General features: G+C 64.0%; 15 protein-coding genes and 1 other RNA gene. 6 read left to right on the top strand and 10 right to left on the bottom strand.

The window, feature by feature from the left end:
* Window positions 1-54: 54 nt before the first annotated feature.
* The 7 genes from aroA to gyrA form a co-directional block, all read right to left on the bottom strand.
* The gene (gene aroA / locus FG94_RS21760) at window positions 55-1,386 is read right to left on the bottom strand and encodes a 3-phosphoshikimate 1-carboxyvinyltransferase (protein WP_036216101.1); all 1,332 of its coding nucleotides are present in this window, start codon (window positions 1,384-1,386) and stop codon (window positions 55-57) included.
* Window positions 1,383-2,288 (bottom strand): prephenate dehydrogenase/arogenate dehydrogenase family protein, encoded by a 906-nt coding sequence (locus FG94_RS21755; RefSeq protein ID WP_036216099.1) that lies wholly within the window; start codon window positions 2,286-2,288, stop codon window positions 1,383-1,385. Before FG94_RS21755 ends, aroA begins: the two co-directional genes overlap by 4 nt.
* Complete coding sequence (hisC, locus tag FG94_RS21750; protein ID WP_036216096.1) at window positions 2,288-3,391, bottom strand: histidinol-phosphate transaminase; 1,104 nt, start codon at window positions 3,389-3,391, stop codon at window positions 2,288-2,290. Before hisC ends, FG94_RS21755 begins: the two co-directional genes overlap by 1 nt.
* A gap of 24 nt (window positions 3,392-3,415) precedes the next feature.
* Entirely contained in the window at window positions 3,416-4,486 is a 1,071-nt protein-coding gene (gene pheA, locus FG94_RS21745; protein WP_036216093.1) for a prephenate dehydratase, read from the bottom strand.
* 76 nt (window positions 4,487-4,562) lie between these two features.
* Window positions 4,563-5,660 carry a 3-phosphoserine/phosphohydroxythreonine transaminase gene (gene serC, locus FG94_RS21740; RefSeq protein ID WP_036216091.1) on the bottom strand — a complete coding sequence of 366 codons (1,098 nt, stop codon included), beginning with the start codon at window positions 5,658-5,660 and terminating at the stop codon, window positions 4,563-4,565.
* Window positions 5,661-5,681: 21 nt separating this feature from the next.
* A complete protein-coding gene (locus FG94_RS21735; RefSeq protein WP_036216090.1) occupies window positions 5,682-6,230 on the bottom strand; it encodes a DUF2059 domain-containing protein in 549 nt (182 codons plus the stop codon).
* Window positions 6,231-6,306: 76 nt separating this feature from the next.
* Window positions 6,307-8,922, bottom strand: coding sequence for a DNA gyrase subunit A (gene gyrA / locus FG94_RS21730; RefSeq protein ID WP_036216088.1), 2,616 nt, complete (start codon window positions 8,920-8,922; stop codon window positions 6,307-6,309).
* Between the two features lie 350 nt (window positions 8,923-9,272).
* Between gyrA and ompA the strand changes: the two genes are divergently transcribed.
* The 4 genes from ompA to FG94_RS21710 all read left to right on the top strand — a co-directional run bounded on the left by ompA (window position 9,273) and on the right by FG94_RS21710 (window position 12,385).
* Complete coding sequence (ompA, locus tag FG94_RS21725; protein WP_036216086.1) at window positions 9,273-9,989, top strand: outer membrane protein OmpA; 717 nt, start codon at window positions 9,273-9,275, stop codon at window positions 9,987-9,989.
* Between the two features lie 146 nt (window positions 9,990-10,135).
* Window positions 10,136-10,837 carry a bifunctional 2-polyprenyl-6-hydroxyphenol methylase/3-demethylubiquinol 3-O-methyltransferase UbiG gene (gene ubiG / locus FG94_RS21720; RefSeq protein WP_027864837.1) on the top strand — a complete coding sequence of 234 codons (702 nt, stop codon included), beginning with the start codon at window positions 10,136-10,138 and terminating at the stop codon, window positions 10,835-10,837.
* A 19-nt stretch (window positions 10,838-10,856) separates the two neighbouring features.
* The gene (locus FG94_RS21715) at window positions 10,857-11,564 is read left to right on the top strand and encodes an HAD family hydrolase (protein WP_036216083.1); all 708 of its coding nucleotides are present in this window, start codon (window positions 10,857-10,859) and stop codon (window positions 11,562-11,564) included.
* A 128-nt stretch (window positions 11,565-11,692) separates the two neighbouring features.
* Complete coding sequence (locus tag FG94_RS21710; protein ID WP_036216081.1) at window positions 11,693-12,385, top strand: glycine zipper 2TM domain-containing protein; 693 nt, start codon at window positions 11,693-11,695, stop codon at window positions 12,383-12,385.
* A gap of 34 nt (window positions 12,386-12,419) precedes the next feature.
* Here FG94_RS21710 and FG94_RS21705 read toward each other — a convergent pair whose 3' ends face one another.
* Entirely contained in the window at window positions 12,420-13,247 is an 828-nt protein-coding gene (locus FG94_RS21705) for a class I SAM-dependent methyltransferase (RefSeq protein ID WP_229446025.1), read from the bottom strand.
* Between the two features lie 196 nt (window positions 13,248-13,443).
* Between FG94_RS21705 and ssrA the strand changes: the two genes are divergently transcribed.
* Both ssrA and FG94_RS26225 read left to right on the top strand, forming a co-directional pair.
* Window positions 13,444-13,802, top strand: a transfer-messenger RNA (tmRNA) gene (ssrA, locus tag FG94_RS26830).
* Window positions 13,803-14,063: 261 nt separating this feature from the next.
* On the top strand, window positions 14,064-15,017 hold the full coding sequence (locus FG94_RS26225; RefSeq protein WP_051996989.1) for a PolC-type DNA polymerase III: 954 nt from the start codon (window positions 14,064-14,066) through the stop codon (window positions 15,015-15,017).
* 74 nt (window positions 15,018-15,091) lie between these two features.
* Here FG94_RS26225 and FG94_RS21695 read toward each other — a convergent pair whose 3' ends face one another.
* Entirely contained in the window at window positions 15,092-15,715 is a 624-nt protein-coding gene (locus FG94_RS21695; protein WP_051996988.1) for a type 1 glutamine amidotransferase domain-containing protein, read from the bottom strand.
* A 79-nt stretch (window positions 15,716-15,794) separates the two neighbouring features.
* Window positions 15,795-16,781 carry a type VI secretion system baseplate subunit TssG gene (gene tssG, locus FG94_RS21690; protein WP_036216077.1) on the bottom strand — a complete coding sequence of 329 codons (987 nt, stop codon included), beginning with the start codon at window positions 16,779-16,781 and terminating at the stop codon, window positions 15,795-15,797.

Here is a 16,781-nt window from a genome sequence, read left to right as displayed (position 1 = left end):
GCGGGGGTAAAACGGTCCAGTCGGCATTCTACTGTTTCCCCCGCGACGCCGTGTTCAAAACAGCTCGTTCTTCGCAATGCCGGCGAAAGCCTCGAAGTATTCCGGGAAGGTCTTGGCCACGCATTTCGGGTCGTTGATGCGCATCGCGTTGCCGCGCCGCGCCTTGCCGTCGAGCGAGGCCAGCGAGAAGCACATCGCCATCCGGTGGTCGTCGTAGGTGTCGATGGTGGCGGGCTTGAGCTGCTCCGGCGGGGTGATGCGGATGTAGTCCGGCCCCTCCTCCACCTCGGCACCCACCTTGCGCAACTCCGTCGCCATCGCGGCCAGGCGGTCGGTCTCCTTCACGCGCCAGCTGGCGATGTTGCGCAGCGTGCTCGGGCCGTCGGCGTACAGCGCGGCCACGGCGATGGTCATGGCGGCATCCGGGATGTGGTTGAAGTCGGCGTCGATCGCTTTCAATACGCCGTTCGAACGGGCTTCGATCCAGTTCTCGCCGCGCGTGATGATGGCGCCCATGCGCTCGAGCGCGTCGGCGAAGCGCACGTCGCCCTGGATGCTGTTCTCGCCCACGCCTTCGACCCGCACCGGGCCGCCGGCGATGGCGCCAGCCGCCAGGAAGTAGGAGGCCGAGGAGGCATCGCCCTCGACGTGGATGCTGCCGGGCGACTGGTAGCGCTGGCCCGGATGCACGGTGAACGAGGCCCAGCCGTTCTGCTCGACCGTCACGCCGAAGCGGCGCATCAGGTTCAGGGTGATCTCGATGTAGGGCTTGGAGATCAGCTCGCCGACCACGTCGATCGACACCGCATGGGTGGTCGCCATCAGGGGCGCGGCCATCAGGAGCGCGGTCAGGAACTGGCTCGACACGTTGCCGCGCACCGCCATGCGGTTGGCGGCAATGCGGCCGCGCTTGATGCGCAGCGGCGGAAAGCCCTGCTCGCCCGTGTACTCGATCTGGGCGCCGACCTCGTTCAGCGCATCGACCAGGTCGCCGATCGGGCGCTCGTGCATGCGCGAGACGCCGTGCAGGGTGTAGTCGCCGCCGATCACGGCCAGCGCGGCCGTCAGCGGACGGATCGCGGTGCCGGCATTGCCCATGAACAGGTCGGCCTCGTGGACCGGCAGCACGCCGGCCTGGCCGTGCACGACCACGGTGCGCTCGTCGACTTCGTCCCACTGGATGCCCAGCGAGCGCAGCGCGCCCAGCATCACCATGGTGTCGTCCGAGGCCAGCAGGTCGTGGATGGTGGTGGTGCCCTCGGACAGCGCCGCCAGCAGCAGGGTGCGATTCGAGATGCTCTTGGAACCCGGCAGGCGCACCGCCCCTTCCACGTGGATCACGGGTTCGAGGTCGATGTGCTGCGGGTAGTGTTTAGACTGCGTCATTCTATGTCCTGGTTCTGCGGGGGCGGCTGCGAGCCGGCCTCGATCGCCTCGATCCATTCGCGCCGCGCGCGCTGCGCGTTGGCGAAGACGGTCTCGAGGCCGCGTCCGTCGGCGGCGGCGAGCGTCGCCCGCAATGAAGTCAATTGTGCCAGATATGCATCGAGCTCGGTGAGCAAGGCCTCGCGGTTGGCCAGGCTGATGTCGCGCCACATTTCGGGCGAGGAGCCGGCGATCCGCGTGAAGTCGCGAAAGCCACTGGCGGCGTATTGGAACAGCAGGCTGGCGTGCGGCTTGGCGGCGATATCGTCCACCAGCGCATAGGCCAGCAGGTGCGGCAGGTGGCTGACGGCGGCGAATACGCGGTCGTGGTCCTGCGGGCTCAGGGTATGGATGAGCGCACCGCAGTGGCGCCAGGCGCCGGCCACGCGCTCGACATCGCCTGCCGAGTTTTCCGGCAAAGGCGTGAGCACGGTCTTCTTGCCGCGGTAGAGCTCCGCGCGCGCCGCATCCGGACCGTTGGATTCGCTGCCCGCGATCGGGTGGCCGGGCACGAACTGCCTGATGCGCTCGCCCAGCGCCGCGCGCGCGCTGGCGACCACGTCGCACTTGGTGCTGCCGGCATCGGTGACGACGGTGTGCCGCTCCAGATACGGCAGCAGCGAAGCGAGGATCGCGCCGGTCTGCCCGACCGGCGCGGCCAGCAGCACCAGGTCGGCGCCGCACATCGCCTGCTGCGGGGTCTCGCAGACTTCGTCGACGATGCCCAGTTCGAGCGCGCGCGCCATCGCGGCCGGCTCACGGCCCAGTCCGGCCACGCTGCGTACCACGCCGGCCTGCTTGAGCGCCAGCGCGAAGGAACCGCCGATCAGGCCGACGCCGACGACGACGAGCCGGTCGATCATCAGCCGAGAACCTTCCTGAGCGCTGCGACGAAGGCGGCATTCTCTTCCGGCAGGCCGATCGAGATGCGCAGCCACTGGGGCAAGCCGTAGTTGCCGACCGGGCGCACGATCACGCCCTGCTTGAGCAGCGCCAGGTTGACGCGCGCGCCGGCCTGGTCGTCCTCGCCCACCTTCACCAGCACGAAGTTGCCGAACGAGGGCACATATTGCAGGCCGAGCTCATCGAAAGCGGCGGTCAACTGCTTGTAACCTTCCGCATTGTTGCGCGCGCCCTGCTCCAGGAATTCCTTGTCGTTCAGCGCGGCGATCGCGGCGGCCTGCGCCAGCGAATTGACGTTGAAAGGCTGGCGGATGCGGTTCATCAGGTCGGTCACCGCCGGCTGGGCGATGGCGAAGCCGACGCGCAGGCCGGCCAGGCCGTAGGCCTTGGAGAAGGTGCGCGAGACGATCAGGTTCGGGTACTTGCGCACCCACTGGCTCGATTCGAACTGGTGCTCCGGCGCCAGGTATTCGTTGTAGGCCTCGTCCAGCACCACGACCACATTACTCGGCACTTTCTGCAGGAAGGCTTCGATCTCGGCTGCCGGGATGAAGGTGCCGGTCGGGTTGTTCGGGTTGGCCACAAAGACCAGGCGGGTATCAGGCTCGATGGCGGCCGCCATCGCATCCAGGTCGTGACCGTAGTCCTTGGCCGCGACCACGATGGCGCGGCCGCCCACGCCCTGCGTGGCCAGCGCGTACACGGCGAAAGAGTACTGCGCATACACGACCGATTCGCCCTTCTGCACGAAAGCGTGCGCGGCGATCTCGAGGATGTCGTTGCTGCCGTTGCCCAGGGTGATCCAGTCGGCCGGGACGTCGTAGCGTGCGGACAAGGCAGCCTTCAGTTCGAAGCCGTTGGCGTCCGGATAGCGGCCGAGGTCGGCGGCAGCCTGCGCCATCGCGGCGCGGCTCGATTCGGGGATGCCGAAGGGGTTCTCGTTCGAGGCGAGCTTGACGATCTTGGCTTCGTCGAGGCCGAACTCGCGGGCGACTTCAGCGATGGGTTTGCCGGCCTGGTAAGGGGCGATGGCGCGGACGTAATCTGGACCGAATTGCGACATGGGATTCTCGAATAAAAATGGAAATTAAAGACTTTGCGGGTAGGAGCCGAGCACCTTGAAGAAGGCGGCGTTGTCCTTCAGCTCGTCGAGGGCGCGGGCGACGGCGGCGTCGCGCACGTGGCCCTCGATATCGACATAGAAGTAGTACTCCCAGGTGCCGATGCGCGCCGGGCGCGATTCGAAACGCGTCATCGACACCCCGTGCTTGGCGAGCGGGGCCAGCAGGTTGTAGACGGCGCCCGCCTTGTTCGGCACGGCCAGCACGATGGCGGTATGGTCGCGGCCGGACGGGCCGGTTTCCAGGCTGCCGATGACGGCGAAGCGGGTGCGGTTGTGCGGATCGTCCTGGATGTGGGCCTGCACCACGCCGAGCTGGTACTGCTCGCCCGCCATCTCGCTGGCGATCGCCGCCACGGTCGGGTCCTGGCTGGCCAGGATCGCCGCTTCCGCATTGGACGCCACGGCGCGGCGCTCGATGCCGGGATGGTGCAGGTTGAGCCACACCTGGCACTGGGCCAGCGCCTGCGAATGGGCGCACACGACGGTCACGCCGTCCATGGAACCGGTCCTGGTCATCAGGCTGTGGTGGACCGGGATCGAGATCTCGCCGCTGATGACGGTGGTGGTGGCCAGCATCAGGTCGAGGGTGCGGTTGATCGCGCCCTCGGACGAGTTCTCGACCGGCACCACGCCGAAGTCGGCGGTGCCGGCCTCGGTGGCGCGGAACACCTCGTCGATCGACACGCAGGGCAGCGTCTCGATGGCGCTGCCGAACTGCTGGTACACGGCCTGCTCGCTGAAGGTGCCCGAGGGGCCGAGGTAGGCCACCGTCACGCGCTTTTCCAGCGCGCGGCAGGACGACATGATCTCGCGGAAGATGGTCTGGACGTCGCGGTCCTTCAGCGGGCCGGGATTGCGCTCGGCCACGCCGCGCAGCACCTGGGCCTCGCGTTCGGGACGGAACACCGGGGCGTTGGTTTCGGCCTTCACGTGGCCGACTTCCTGGGCGATCTTGCCGCGACGGCTCAGGAGTTCAAGGATTTGCGCGTCGATCGCGTCGATCTGCTCGCGCAGGGGGAGGAGTTTGTCATTCATCGTAAGCTCGTTATTTCAATCCGCATGGCAATCTACGGGCGCATGCGTCCGTGGATTGCCGCGCGGCGGTCGCGTGTTACCGCCCCGCGAATTCGTTCAAATAATCGACGAGGGCCTGCACACCCTCGAGCGGCATCGCGTTGTAGATCGATGCCCGCATGCCGCCGACGGACTTGTGGCCCTTCAGTTGCAGCAGCCCGCGCGCCTTCGCGCCGGCCAGGAATTTGTCGTTCAGGGATTCGTCGCGCAGGTAGAAGGGTACGTTCATGCGCGAGCGGTATTCGGGCGCGACGCGGTTCTGGTAGAAGTCGTCGGCGTCCAGCGCCTCGTACAGCAGGCGCGCTTTCTCGATATTACGCTGTTCCATCGCCGCGACACCACCCTGCTGCTTGAGGTGGGCGAACACCAGGCCCGCGATGTAGATCGCGTAGGTCGGCGGCGTGTTGAACATGGAGTCGTGCTCGGCCACGGTGCGCCAGTGGAAGGCCGAGGGGCAGATCGGCAGCGCGTCGTCCAGCAGGTCGTCGCGCACGATCACCAGGGTCAGGCCGGCCGGGCCGATGTTCTTCTGGGCGCCGGCGAAGATCACGCCGTACTTCGACACGTCGATCTGGCGCGACAGGATGTGCGAGGACATGTCGGCCACGATCGGCACCTTCGGCTTGGAGTCGGGCACGAAGTTGTATTCGACGCCGTCGATGGTCTCGTTGGTGCAGATGTGCAGGTAGGCCGCGTGCGAGGTGAGGTTCCAGGTGTCCTGCGGCGGCACGCCGGTGAAGCCGCTCGCCTCGCTCGAGGCGGCGATGTTGACGTGGGCGTAACGCTTGGCTTCCTTGATCGACTTGCCCGACCAGGAGCCGGTATGGATGAAATCGATCGTCGCCGGCTGCGGGCAGCAGCCGACCATGTTGAGCGGGATGATGGCGTTCTGGGCCAGCCCCCCGCCCTGCATGAACAGGATCTTGTAGTTGGTCGGCACCGCCAGCAGCTCGCGCAGGTCGCTTTCCGCCTGCTGGTAGATGGAGATGAATTCCGGACCGCGGTGGCTCATCTCCATCACCGACATGCCGCTGCCGTGCCAGTCGAGCATCTCGCTCGCTGCCTGCTGCAGCACTTCCTTCGGGAGGACGGCCGGGCCGGCCGAAAAATTGAATACCTGCGTGTGTTGCTCCATCCGGCGGTCCTTTCTATGCGCTTACGGTTTCTGTACGTCCTGGGCCATGTCCTGCATCAGCTTGGCGACGCGCGGCATCATCACGCGCTGCGCGGCTGCCATGCCCTCGGTCGCCAGCTTCGGCGTGAGCGTCATCATCTTGCGGCCCACCGGGCTCTGATAGAACGCGGTCAGTTGCTTGATCTCGGCGACCGTGTAGTTGTTGGCGTACAGCGGCACCATTTCGTCGATCATCGCGTCGACCAGGGCCGGATCGTTGAAGATCTTCGCCAGCGACTGGGTCATGTGCGGAAGCGACTGTTCGACCTTGGCCATGGCTTCCTGCTTCTGCTGCGCGTCAAGCTTGGGGTCGGCCTGGATCATGCCGCCCAGCTGCTGGCGCATCATGGCCGGCATGGCCTGCTGCATCTGCGCGTACATGGCGTTCATGTTCTTGCGCATCTCCATGGCATTGAACATCGCCTTGACGGCGGTGGTCGCCTGCGGATCGACGCCTGGCGCAGCCAGCGCGAACGAGGGAAAGGCCGCAAACGTGGCGGCAGCAGACAGGACAAGGACGAATTTTTTCATTGTTGTAGGTGTCTCGGGTTGCTGCGCCGGCCAGCCCGGCGCGAAAAAAAGGGCCGCGTCGACGCGGCCCTTCGGCTTATTGCGGCGCCTGTTCGAGCTCGACCTCTTCGAGGTCGGTTTCGACGACGCGCTGCAGGCCGGACAGCTTGGTGCCGTCTTCGACCGCGATCAGGGTCACGCCCTGGGTGGCACGGCCCATCTCGCGGATCTCGGCCACGCGGGTGCGGATCAGGACGCCGCCGGTCGTGATCAGCATGATCTCGTCGTTGGCGTCGACCAGGGTCGCCGCCACCACCTTGCCGTTACGCTCGGACTGCTGGATCGCGATCATGCCCTTGGTGCCGCGGCCATGGCGCGTGTACTCGGTAATCGGGGTACGCTTGCCGTAGCCGTTCTCGGTGGCCGTGAGCACCGACTGCTGCTCGTTCTCGGCCACCAGCAGGGCGATCACGTTCTGGCCCTCTTCCAGGTTCATGCCGCGCACGCCGCGCGCGGTACGGCCCATCGGACGCACGTCGTTCTCGTCGAAGCGCACCGCCTTGCCGCCGTCCGAGAACAGCATCACGTCGTGCTGGCCGTCGGTAAGCGCCGCGCCCACCAGCACGTCGCCGTCGTCGAGGTCGACCGCGATGATGCCGGCCTTGCGCGGGTTGCTGAAGTCCTTCAGCGGAGTCTTCTTGACGGTGCCCAGCGAGGTCGCCATGAACACGTAGTGGTCTTCCGGGAAGGTCCGGTTCTCGCCCGACAGTGGCAGGATCACGGTGATCTTCTCGCCGTCCTGCAGCGGGAACATGTTGACGATCGGCTTGCCGCGCGAGTTGCGCGAGCCCTGCGGCACTTCCCACACCTTCAGCCAGTACATCCGGCCGCGGTTCGAGAAGCACAGCATGTAGTCGTGGGTGTTGGCGATGAACAGCTGGTCGATCCAGTCCTCGTCCTTGGTCGCCATCGCCTGCTTGCCGCGGCCGCCACGCTTCTGGGCGCGGTATTCGCCGATCGGCTGCGACTTCATGTAGCCGGTGTGCGAGAGCGTGACCACCATGTCCTGCGGAGTGATCAGGTCTTCGGTTTCCAGGTCGCTGGCATTGTGTTCGATGACCGAGCGGCGGGTGTCCTTGCCGTTGTCGGCATAGTCACTCTTGATCTGCACCATCTCGTCGCTGATGATGGTGGTGACGCGTTCCGGCTTGGCCAGGATGTCGAGCAGGTCGGCGATGTGCTCCATCACCTCCTTGTACTCGTTGATGATCTTGTCCTGCTCCAGGCCGGTCAGGCGCTGCAGGCGCATCTGCAGGATTTCCTGGGCCTGCTCGTCGGACAGCTTGTACAGGCCGTCCTGCTGCATGCCGTAGTGCTTCGGCAGGTGCTCCGGACGGAAGGCCTCGATGCCGCCGGAGGCGCCCAGCTCGGTGCGGCTGAGCATTTCGCGCACCAGGGACGAATCCCAGGCCTTGCCCATCAGCTCGACCTTCGCGATCGGCGGCGTCGGCGCGGCCTTGATGATCGCGATGAAGTCGTCGATGTTCGCCAGTGCGACCGCCAGGCCTTCCAGCATGTGGCCGCGCTCGCGCGCCTTGCGCAGTTCGAACACGGTGCGGCGGGTGACCACTTCGCGGCGGTGCGACAGGAAGCACTCGAGCATCTGCTTGAGGTTCAGCAGCTTCGGCTGGCCGTTGACCAGCGCCACCATGTTCATGCCGAAGGTGTCCTGCAGCTGGGTCTGCTTGTACAGGTTGTTCAGCACCACTTCCGGCACTTCGCCGCGCTTCAGCTCGATGACCACGCGCATGCCCGACTTGTCGGACTCGTCACGGATGTCGCTGATGCCTTCCAGCTTCTTGTCGCGCACGTTCTCGGCGATGCGCTCGAGCAGCGACTTCTTATTTACCTGGTAGGGCAGCTCGTCGATGATGATCGCGACGCGGCCGCCATCCTTGCCGTATTCCTCGAAGTGGGTCTTGGCGCGCATCACCACGCGGCCGCGGCCGGTGCGATAACCGTCGCGCACGCCCGAGACGCCGTAGATGATGCCGGCGGTCGGGAAGTCCGGCGCCGGGATCAGCTCGATCAGCTCGTCGATGCTGCAGTCCGGGTTCTTCAGCAGGTGCTGGGCGCCGTTGATGACTTCGGACAGGTTGTGCGGCGGGATGTTGGTGGCCATACCCACCGCGATGCCCGAGGAACCGTTGATCAGCAGGTTCGGGATCTTGGTCGGCAGGACGGTCGGCTCTTTTTCCTTGCCGTCGTAGTTCGGCTGGTAGTCGACGGTGTCCTTGTCGATGTCGGCCAGCAGTTCGCTGGCGATCTTGTCGAGGCGGCACTCGGTGTAACGCATTGCCGCGGCGGAGTCGCCGTCGATCGAGCCGAAGTTGCCCTGGCCGTCGACCAGGGTGTAGCGCAGCGAGAAGTCCTGCGCCATGCGCACCAGCGTGTCATAGATCGACGCGTCGCCGTGCGGGTGGTACTTACCCATGGTGTCGCCGACCACGCGCGCGCATTTCACGTACGGACGGTTGTGCGCGTAATTACTCTCGTGCATGGAGTACAGCACGCGGCGGTGCACCGGCTTGAGGCCGTCACGCACGTCCGGCAGAGCACGGCCCACGATCACGCTCATCGCGTAATCGAGGTAGCTCTTGCGCATTTCTTCTTCTAGGGAAATGGGAACTGTTTCTTTTGCGAATTGATCCATTGGGCGGGTCGACTGCTTTCAGGCTAATGGTTATTGACTGCAACGGATGATTCTACCATGGGGGACTTGGCGTCAGCACAATTCCGTTTTCCCGTCATGACAGTTCAACGATTGTCGAGGCCGGCCCGGCACGCTTGACCAAATGTTGCGCCTAAACAACGTTGGTAAAAATATGCATCGAGTTTGATTTAGGTGCAGTCGTGCGTTTTTGGTGCATGTGGCAAAATGGACAGGAAATTAATTGATTGTTTCATAATGCGAAACTGGCCCCTTCCCCGGACGTGTTAGTATCTTGACCATAACGCCCCGCTGAGTTTCGCAAGGCATTTATCCCCGAAAGGAAAAAGAACATGAATAAACTGGCAACCCTCATGCTCGCTGCTTCGGCTGCGATCGCGGGCAATGTTTACGCCCAAAGCGATGCGCCGTATGCGCCGCTGACCACGGACATCCAGGCGCGCACCCCGTACAGCGCCTATGTGCAGGACAGCCGCGGCGTGATCGCCCGCAATCCTTTCGGCCTGTGCTGGCGCACCGGTTACTGGACCCCGGCAGACGCGGTCCCGGGCTGCGACGCGCCGCTGTGCGTGCCGCCAGAGAAGCTGGAAAACGGCAAGTGCGTCGCTCCGCCGCCGCCGCCACCGCCGCCAGTGGTCGAGGCACCTGCCCCGGCACCGACCCCGGCGCCGGTTCCGGTCCCGACCTCGGAAAAAGTGTCCTACTCGGCTGACGCCTTCTTCGACTTCGACAAGGCCGTCCTGAAGCCTGCCGGCAAGGCATCGCTCGACGAACTGGTCTCGAAGCTGGGCGACATGAACCTGGAAGTCATTATCGCCGTCGGCCACACCGACTCGATCGGCACCGATGCCTACAACCAGAAGCTGTCGATCCGCCGCGCCGAAGCCGTCAAGGCCTACCTGAAGGGCAAGGGCGTGGAAGAGAACCGCATCTACACCGAAGGCAAGGGCGAGAGCCAGCCTGAAGCCGACAACAAGACCTCGGCTGGACGCGCCAAGAACCGCCGCGTGGAAATCGAAGTCGTCGGTACCCGTACCGTCAACAAGTAATCCCTGGCGATTGCTTCAGGAAGACCCCGCCCAGGCGGGGTTTTTTTTCGTTTTTGGCAAACACGTGGCAGCGGCGTGAAAACCGCCCGTACATATTTTCCGTGCGGCACCCCGTGAGCTTCACCATTTCCAGTATTATCCCGAGTATGAACACGAACGCAGACCCCTTAGAAATCCAGAAATTCAGCGAACTGGCCCACCGCTGGTGGGACCCGACGTCCGAATTCCGTCCGCTGCACGAAATCAATCCGCTGCGCCTCGAGTGGATCAATGCCCGAGCTCCGTTGCTGGGCAAGAAGGTGATCGACATCGGCTGCGGCGGCGGCGTGCTGTCCGAAGCCATGGCGCGCAAGGGCGCCAAGGTGACCGGCATTGACCTGTCGAAGAAGGCCCTGAAGGTCGCCGACCTGCACAGCCTGGAATCGGGCGTGGAAGTGCGCTACAAGCACATCTCCGCAGAAGAAATGGCGGCCGAGGAAGCTGGCCAGTTCGACGTGGTCACCTGCATGGAAATGCTCGAGCACGTGCCGGACCCGGCCTCGATCGTGCAGGCAGCTAGCACGCTGGTAAAACCGGGCGGCCACGTGTTCTTCTCGACGCTCAACCGCAACCCGAAGTCCTACTTGTTCGCGGTCATTGGCGCGGAATACATCCTGCGCATGCTGCCGCGCGGCACCCACGACTACGCCAAGTTCATCACGCCGGCCGAACTGTCGCAGTTCGCACGGCTGGCGGGCCTGCAGGTCGACGGCCTGAAAGGCCTGACCTACAATCCGCTCACCAAGATCTACTCGCTCAACAACGACACCGATGTGAACTACATGGTGGCGTGCAGCAAGCCGCTCTGAACCTCGTCCTGATTTTTACATGACTCTCCCGACCGTCCTGCCGGCACCGCGTGCCATTCTGTTCGACCTCGATGGCACGCTCGCCGACACCGCGCCCGACCTCGCGGCCGCCGTCAACTGGCTGCGCACCGAACGCGGCCTGTCGCCGACCCCGTACTCGGTGCTGCGTCCCACCGCGTCCGCCGGCGCGCGCGGCATGATCGGCGCCGCCTTCGGCCTGGCGCCGGGCGACGAGGGTTACGAGGAACTGCGCATGCAGTGGTTCGACCGCTACCAGGAAACCATGGCCGTGCACAGCTCGCTGTTCGGCGGCGTGACCGAACTGCTGGTCGGGATCGAGCAGGCCGGCATGGCCTGGGGCATCGTCACCAACAAGCCGGCGCGCTTCACCGATCCCCTGCTTCCCCAGATCGGCCTGTCGCACGCCGGCTGCGTGGTGTCGGGCGACACCACCGGCTTCCCGAAGCCCCACCCTGCCCCGCTGCTCGAAGGCGCCCGCCGCCTCGGCGTGGATCCGGAGCACTGCTGGTATGTCGGCGACGACAAGCGCGACGTCGAAGCCGGCCACGCCGCCGGCATGGTGACTGTGGCCTGTAACTGGGGCTATTGCGGCGCCATCGAACCTTCTACCTGGGGCGCCGACTACCTGCTCGACACCCCGACCGACCTGCTGCAGACCCTGCGCACCGTGGTGGAAACCGCACGCGCGGCCACGTCGGCGGCCTGATCTCCCAGAGCGAGCCCTCCGGCTCGCTTACAAGTCTTTACGATTGATACAGGCTTCTGTCTAGTTCTGTGCCGGGCTCACCGGTAATCTACTCCCATACGACAACACAACGTTTAACGGAGCAGAACATGGAAACCACCACCCGCCTCAACCGCATTCATCCCCTGATGGCCGCTGCCGCCGTGTCGGTCGTGATTGTCAGCCTGACCGGCGCCGCCGCGATCACCGGCCTGCTGCCGAATTCGAACAGCGCACCCGACGTGCCCGCAAACCAGCTGGCAGCCGCTTCGCCCTACGGCGTCCAGGCGCCGCTGCAGCAGCCGGGCATGGTCCCGGTGACCACCGCCCAAGGCCAGGTCGTGATGGTGCCGGCCGCCGCGGTCCAGGGTCAGGTCGCCGCCGCGCCGCTGTCGGCCACCCCGGTGACCCCGCAGCTCGCAACCCAGCTGGCAGCCGGCCCCGCGCCGCAGATGGCCATGCCGGTCGCCGCAGCCCAACCGATCGCTTACGCACAGCCGGTCGCCCAGCCTGCCCCGGCGCCGGAGCGTGTGGTGGTCAAGGAAGTGATTCGTGAAAAGCCGGTAGTGAAGGTTGTCGAGAAGACCCGTGTGGTCCACGCCAAGCCGAGCGAGCCGCGCTACTATCCGCAGCAGGCGCCCGCCCCAGCCCAGCCGAACTACGTCGGCATCGGCACCGGCGCCGTGATCGGCGGCCTGATCGGCAACCAGATCGGCGGCGGCAACGGCAAGAAGCTGGCTACCGTGGCCGGCATCATCGGCGGCGGCATGCTCGGTAACGAGATCGCCAACCGCAACCGCTAAGCAGCCCTTTCCGTTGAGAAAAAGTCGCAGGCATTCAGCCTGCGGCTTTTTTTCGGAAGATGCAGACGATGATGTCGCTCGGGAACACGCGCAGCACGGGAATCGCGCACATGACCGCGATGTACTGCAACCAGAGCGACAGAGGGGACACCTTGCCGGCATAACTCAGGCGCTCGCGTAGACCCCTGGCGCGCAGGGCCGGCAGTTCGGCGCAATCGACCAGCTCGAAGCCCTGTCCCGCCACCAGCCTGCCGAGGTTGGCAGGACTGAAGTAATGCACGTGGGGCGACGGCATGTCTTTCTGCCACAGCCGCTCGAAGGGCATGCGCCACCCCAGGCGGACGGCAAGTTTCGAGAAGCGGTAGAAGAAGCCGCGGCTGCTGGGCAGGTTGAGGATCAGGATGCCTTCGTTGTTCAGGTGCTGCCGGCAGGCGTCCAGGGCGCTGCGGATATCCGGAATGTGTTCGATGACGTCGTTGAACACGATGGCGTCGAAGCGCTCGTTATCCTTCAACACGTCCGGAAAGAACCCGGCACGCACCGGCAGGCCGCGGGCGGCAGCACGCGCACCGACCGCCGCATAGGGCTCGACGCCGAGCACGTCGAAATGCTCGCGCGCCGCCTCCAGGAACCAGCCGTGGGCACTGCCCACGTCGAGCAGGCTGCATCTGCCCTGCCGGACATGCCTCATGGCGTACTGGACAATCGCACGGAAGTTCTCGAGCCGGATGGCTTTGAGCGCTGCTTCACGCTCGGCTTCGTTGATCTGGACGTCGGTAGGCTTGTTGATGGCGACGGACAGGGCAGCACTCTCGTAGTGGCATACCGGGCAGGTCGCATGCCATGACAGGAGGCCAGCCATTTGGGTGTTGCCACAGACGATACAGACCATTTCCATTTCCTTGTCGAAACGTGAAGCAGCAGACGCTTAACAAGCGATGTTATTGCACTTTCGTCATGGTATGCAGATATTTTTTGGCCTACTTGACGTTAAGCGAGGTCTAAGCTACCAGACTGCACGTAGTGACGAATTGGAGTACAATGAAGGTTCTTTCGTTGGGGGCGACTTGGTTTCGACGTGGGTTGCAAAGCAGCGCAGGGCATACCGAGGACTGGTTACCTCGTAAATACATCCAGAAATCAATAACTGCAAACGATAACTCGTACGCACTCGCAGCTTAATTGCTGCTAGGTCCACAACACCTCGCCCCTGGGGTGTGTCGCAAGACTCGTGGACTCATTTACAGGGGCTCGCAGTAGGCCGGGTCACTTGGTCGACTGTTAAATAATAGGTGACTCGCCTGTCCAAAGGGTGCACATCCCCGTTGTCCAGGTTAAATTAATTGATAGTGCTAAGTATGTAGAACTGTCTGTAGAGTGCTTGCGGACGCGGGTTCGATTCCCGCCGCCTCCACCAACCTCTTCCAAAAAGCCGCTGATCCGTCAGCGGCTTTTTTATTACTGCGGTCTGTTTCTGGCTGAGGCGCCAAGTACCGTTTTAACATCCTTCGCCCTACCGTTGCTCCGCTGCATTCGCGCTAGTAAGGATACGCAAAAAATTGGCGAAGCCTGTTGTTGCAAAACCGTGATCGTTAGAGAGAATTCTTTGATCATGGCAGCGTATTATTCTTAAGTGCAACGACACGCATTAGATGCCGAATCACCGCTGAGAGCCCAGATGCGCGACCTACACTATCCACAATCGGGTGACCCGATCGTCTTCTTCGACTTCGAAACTACAGGCCTTTGTCCGAAGAAGGACTCGATCATCGAAGTCGCCGCAGTCAAGTACATACCTGGCTCGGACTCGCACCCGCACATCCAGCACCTGATCGCCCTTGACCGCCCTGTGCCGAAATTTATTACGAAGCTAACAGGGATCAGTGACGATATGCTGCAGACCCATGGCCGGCCTATGGGTGACGTACTGGACGAGTTCATCGACTTTATTGGCGATCATCCGGTTGTTTCATTCAACATCAATTTTGACGCGCGCTTCCTGCATGCTGCGGTAGAGCGTCACGGACGGAGACCGGTTCGAAACGCGGCTCATTGTGCACTTGAGCGGGCACGGATCGGGTGGCCGGAGCTCCCGACTCATAAGCTTGCGCACATGGCAAAACATCTCGATCTCAAGGTCGGAACGGCGCATCGGGCATTGGACGATACGCTATTGGCCCTGGAAGTCTACTTCCGGTCTTTTCATACCGGTAACAAGCCTGAAGTACCGAAACGCACAGCCAAGACGATCGAAATAGGCGCACCCACGATCATCCCGACTATTACTGGGCCTCGTCAGTTCAGGATTGAGGTTATAGGGACAAGGCGCTATCAAGAGGTATTCGAGTCCGTGTGTGGTCCTCGGACTGTGAAAGGCGCAGTTCTCGATATTCAAGTGCAACTGCGTGTCGAAAAGGGTTCAAATGCCGTGCGCGTACTCTTGCACGAAGATGTGGTCGGCAATTTAACGCCGCGGCTTGCGATCGACTTCCGACGCGCGTTGGTTGCAGGCGACTTGGCTGAATTCACGCACTTTGAGTGCTCGGCCAAGATTCGTGGCGGTCGGATCACGAATGATGCAGCCGAGGGTAACTATGTGATGTGGCTGGATATACCTCAAGATGATGACTAAGCGCTGCACTAGAGGTTAAAGCGAATGCAAAGGGGACAGGCATGTCCCCTTTTTCGATCGCTTACTTGCTTTGCTTACGACGTCGGCCCCGGATCCATTCCCGCCTGCTGAATCACCATCAACTCCTTCATCAGCGCCTCGTTAAACGCCGGAATATCATCCGGCTTGCGACTCGTGATCAGCTTGCCGTCCACCACCACCTCGTCATCCGTCCACTCCGCTCCCGCAGCCTTCAGGTCGTCCTGGATCGCCGGATAGCTGGTCAGGTGCTTCGATTCCGCAATCCCTGCCTCGATCAGCGGCCACGGGCCATGGCAGATCGCCGCGATCGGCTTGTCGGCGTCGTCGAACGCCTTGATGAAGGCAATCGCCTCCGGCATCTGGCGCAGCTTCTTCGGATTCTCCTCCCCGCCCGGCAGCAGCAGCGCATCGAAGTCCGCTTCCTTGGCCTGCGCCAGGCTCAGTTCCACCTTGAACTTGTCGCCCGGCTGGTCGTGGTTCATGCCCTGCACTTCCTCGCCCGCGCCCTTGGGCGAAACGAGGGTCACGCGCACGCCCTTCTGCTCCAGGAAACTGCGCGGCCCCGTGTACTCGACCTGTTCGACGCCATCGGTCATCAGGACCGCAACGCGCCGGCCGACCAGGTCCTTCTCGCTCACCAGGTCCAGGTGATCGCCCGCATTCACAATATTTTCCATATGCCCTCCTGTCTGGTTGGTTCGCTAGTCGGGTCGATTGTAGGACGCCGACATCGCAGGCGTCGCGCGAATGATGGACCTAAGGCAGCAGATAACAGACGTCGTCGCGGTCGCGCCGATCCGGCCGCGTGCACAGGAAGCCGTCCAGCCCGAGCCGGACCGTGCCGTCCAGGCCGGCGCCGTCGACCTCCTCGCCGCGCCGGATGACCTGCAGCTCGCGGTAGGGCACCTCGATCGCGAAACGGTCGAGCAGTGCGGCCAGCGCCCGTGCCCCGCTCGCGCCCGGCAGGAAACGTTCGAACATCCGCGACGACACCGGCCCCACCTTGATGCGGATGCCGAGTTCCGGGCGCAGCAGGCGCTCGCCGAGGGTTGCGCCGAGGCCGACGTCGCAGTTGTTCTCGCCCAGCCGGCTGCGGTCGCCCGTGCCGAGCGGATCCCACTTGCCGGCGAACTGCTCGACCTTGACCGGTACCTGCAGGTATTCGGACAGTACGCCCGCGATCAGGTGCGCCGGCACCGCCCGGCTACGCAGCTGGGCGGCGAAGTAGGCCAGGTTCTCGAATGCCAGGCCGCCCCCGGGCTGGCCCTGCCCCGGCGCCTGCCAGCCCGCGCCGGCCAGCGCCACGAGCTGGGCCAGGAAGCGGTCGCGGTTGTGCTCGTCCGCGCCGCCGCGCACCCGGTATTTTCTCCAGGCGCGGTAGAACAGCGCCACCTGGCGGCTGGAGAAGGCATCGTAGAAGGCGCGCGGCCCTTCGTCGCGCGTGGCATGCTCCCAGGCGGCGATGCGCTCGGTGTAGTGCAGCGGCAGCGCGCCGTTCAGGCCGAGCAGGCCCATCACCGCCGTGCGCACCCGCAGGCGCATCGCGTTCGCGCCGCCCTGGCCCTGCCCCTGCTCGAGCTGCAGCGCATCGATGTCGCTCGCCGGGAAGGCCAGCGACAGGCTGTTCTCGAAGCGGATCGCGGTCTCCGGCGCGACGCCGTAGCGGCGCAGCCAGCGCGACAGCAGGCGAATGGCCTGGAAGAATTCGTAGCGCCAGGGTTCGGCCAGCAGCTCAGTGATCAC

Source organism: Massilia sp. LC238 (genome assembly GCF_000735635.1).
GTDB lineage: Bacteria > Pseudomonadota > Gammaproteobacteria > Burkholderiales > Burkholderiaceae_D > Telluria > Telluria varians.
The sequence above is the reverse complement of the archived record's forward strand: the minus strand, read 5'-3'. Positions and strand labels throughout refer to the sequence as shown.

What these genes read in the sequence shown, in the direction of transcription:
- aroA (WP_036216101.1), bottom strand. Translation starts at nt 1,386, where the DNA reads ATGACGCAGTCTAAACACTACCCGCAGCACATCGACCTCGAACCCGTG.
- FG94_RS21755 (WP_036216099.1), bottom strand. Translation starts at nt 2,288, where the DNA reads ATGATCGACCGGCTCGTCGTCGTCGGCGTCGGCCTGATCGGCGGTTCC.
- hisC (WP_036216096.1), bottom strand. Translation starts at nt 3,391, where the DNA reads ATGTCGCAATTCGGTCCAGATTACGTCCGCGCCATCGCCCCTTACCAG.
- pheA (WP_036216093.1), bottom strand. Translation starts at nt 4,486, where the DNA reads ATGAATGACAAACTCCTCCCCCTGCGCGAGCAGATCGACGCGATCGAC.
- serC (WP_036216091.1), bottom strand. Translation starts at nt 5,660, where the DNA reads ATGGAGCAACACACGCAGGTATTCAATTTTTCGGCCGGCCCGGCCGTC.
- FG94_RS21735 (WP_036216090.1), bottom strand. Translation starts at nt 6,230, where the DNA reads ATGAAAAAATTCGTCCTTGTCCTGTCTGCTGCCGCCACGTTTGCGGCC.
- gyrA (WP_036216088.1), bottom strand. Translation starts at nt 8,922, where the DNA reads ATGGATCAATTCGCAAAAGAAACAGTTCCCATTTCCCTAGAAGAAGAA.
- ompA (WP_036216086.1), top strand. Translation starts at nt 9,273, where the DNA reads ATGAATAAACTGGCAACCCTCATGCTCGCTGCTTCGGCTGCGATCGCG.
- ubiG (WP_027864837.1), top strand. Translation starts at nt 10,136, where the DNA reads ATGAACACGAACGCAGACCCCTTAGAAATCCAGAAATTCAGCGAACTG.
- FG94_RS21715 (WP_036216083.1), top strand. Translation starts at nt 10,857, where the DNA reads ATGACTCTCCCGACCGTCCTGCCGGCACCGCGTGCCATTCTGTTCGAC.
- FG94_RS21710 (WP_036216081.1), top strand. Translation starts at nt 11,693, where the DNA reads ATGGAAACCACCACCCGCCTCAACCGCATTCATCCCCTGATGGCCGCT.
- FG94_RS21705 (WP_229446025.1), bottom strand. Translation starts at nt 13,247, where the DNA reads ATGGCTGGCCTCCTGTCATGGCATGCGACCTGCCCGGTATGCCACTAC.
- FG94_RS26225 (WP_051996989.1), top strand. Translation starts at nt 14,064, where the DNA reads ATGCGCGACCTACACTATCCACAATCGGGTGACCCGATCGTCTTCTTC.
- FG94_RS21695 (WP_051996988.1), bottom strand. Translation starts at nt 15,715, where the DNA reads ATGGAAAATATTGTGAATGCGGGCGATCACCTGGACCTGGTGAGCGAG.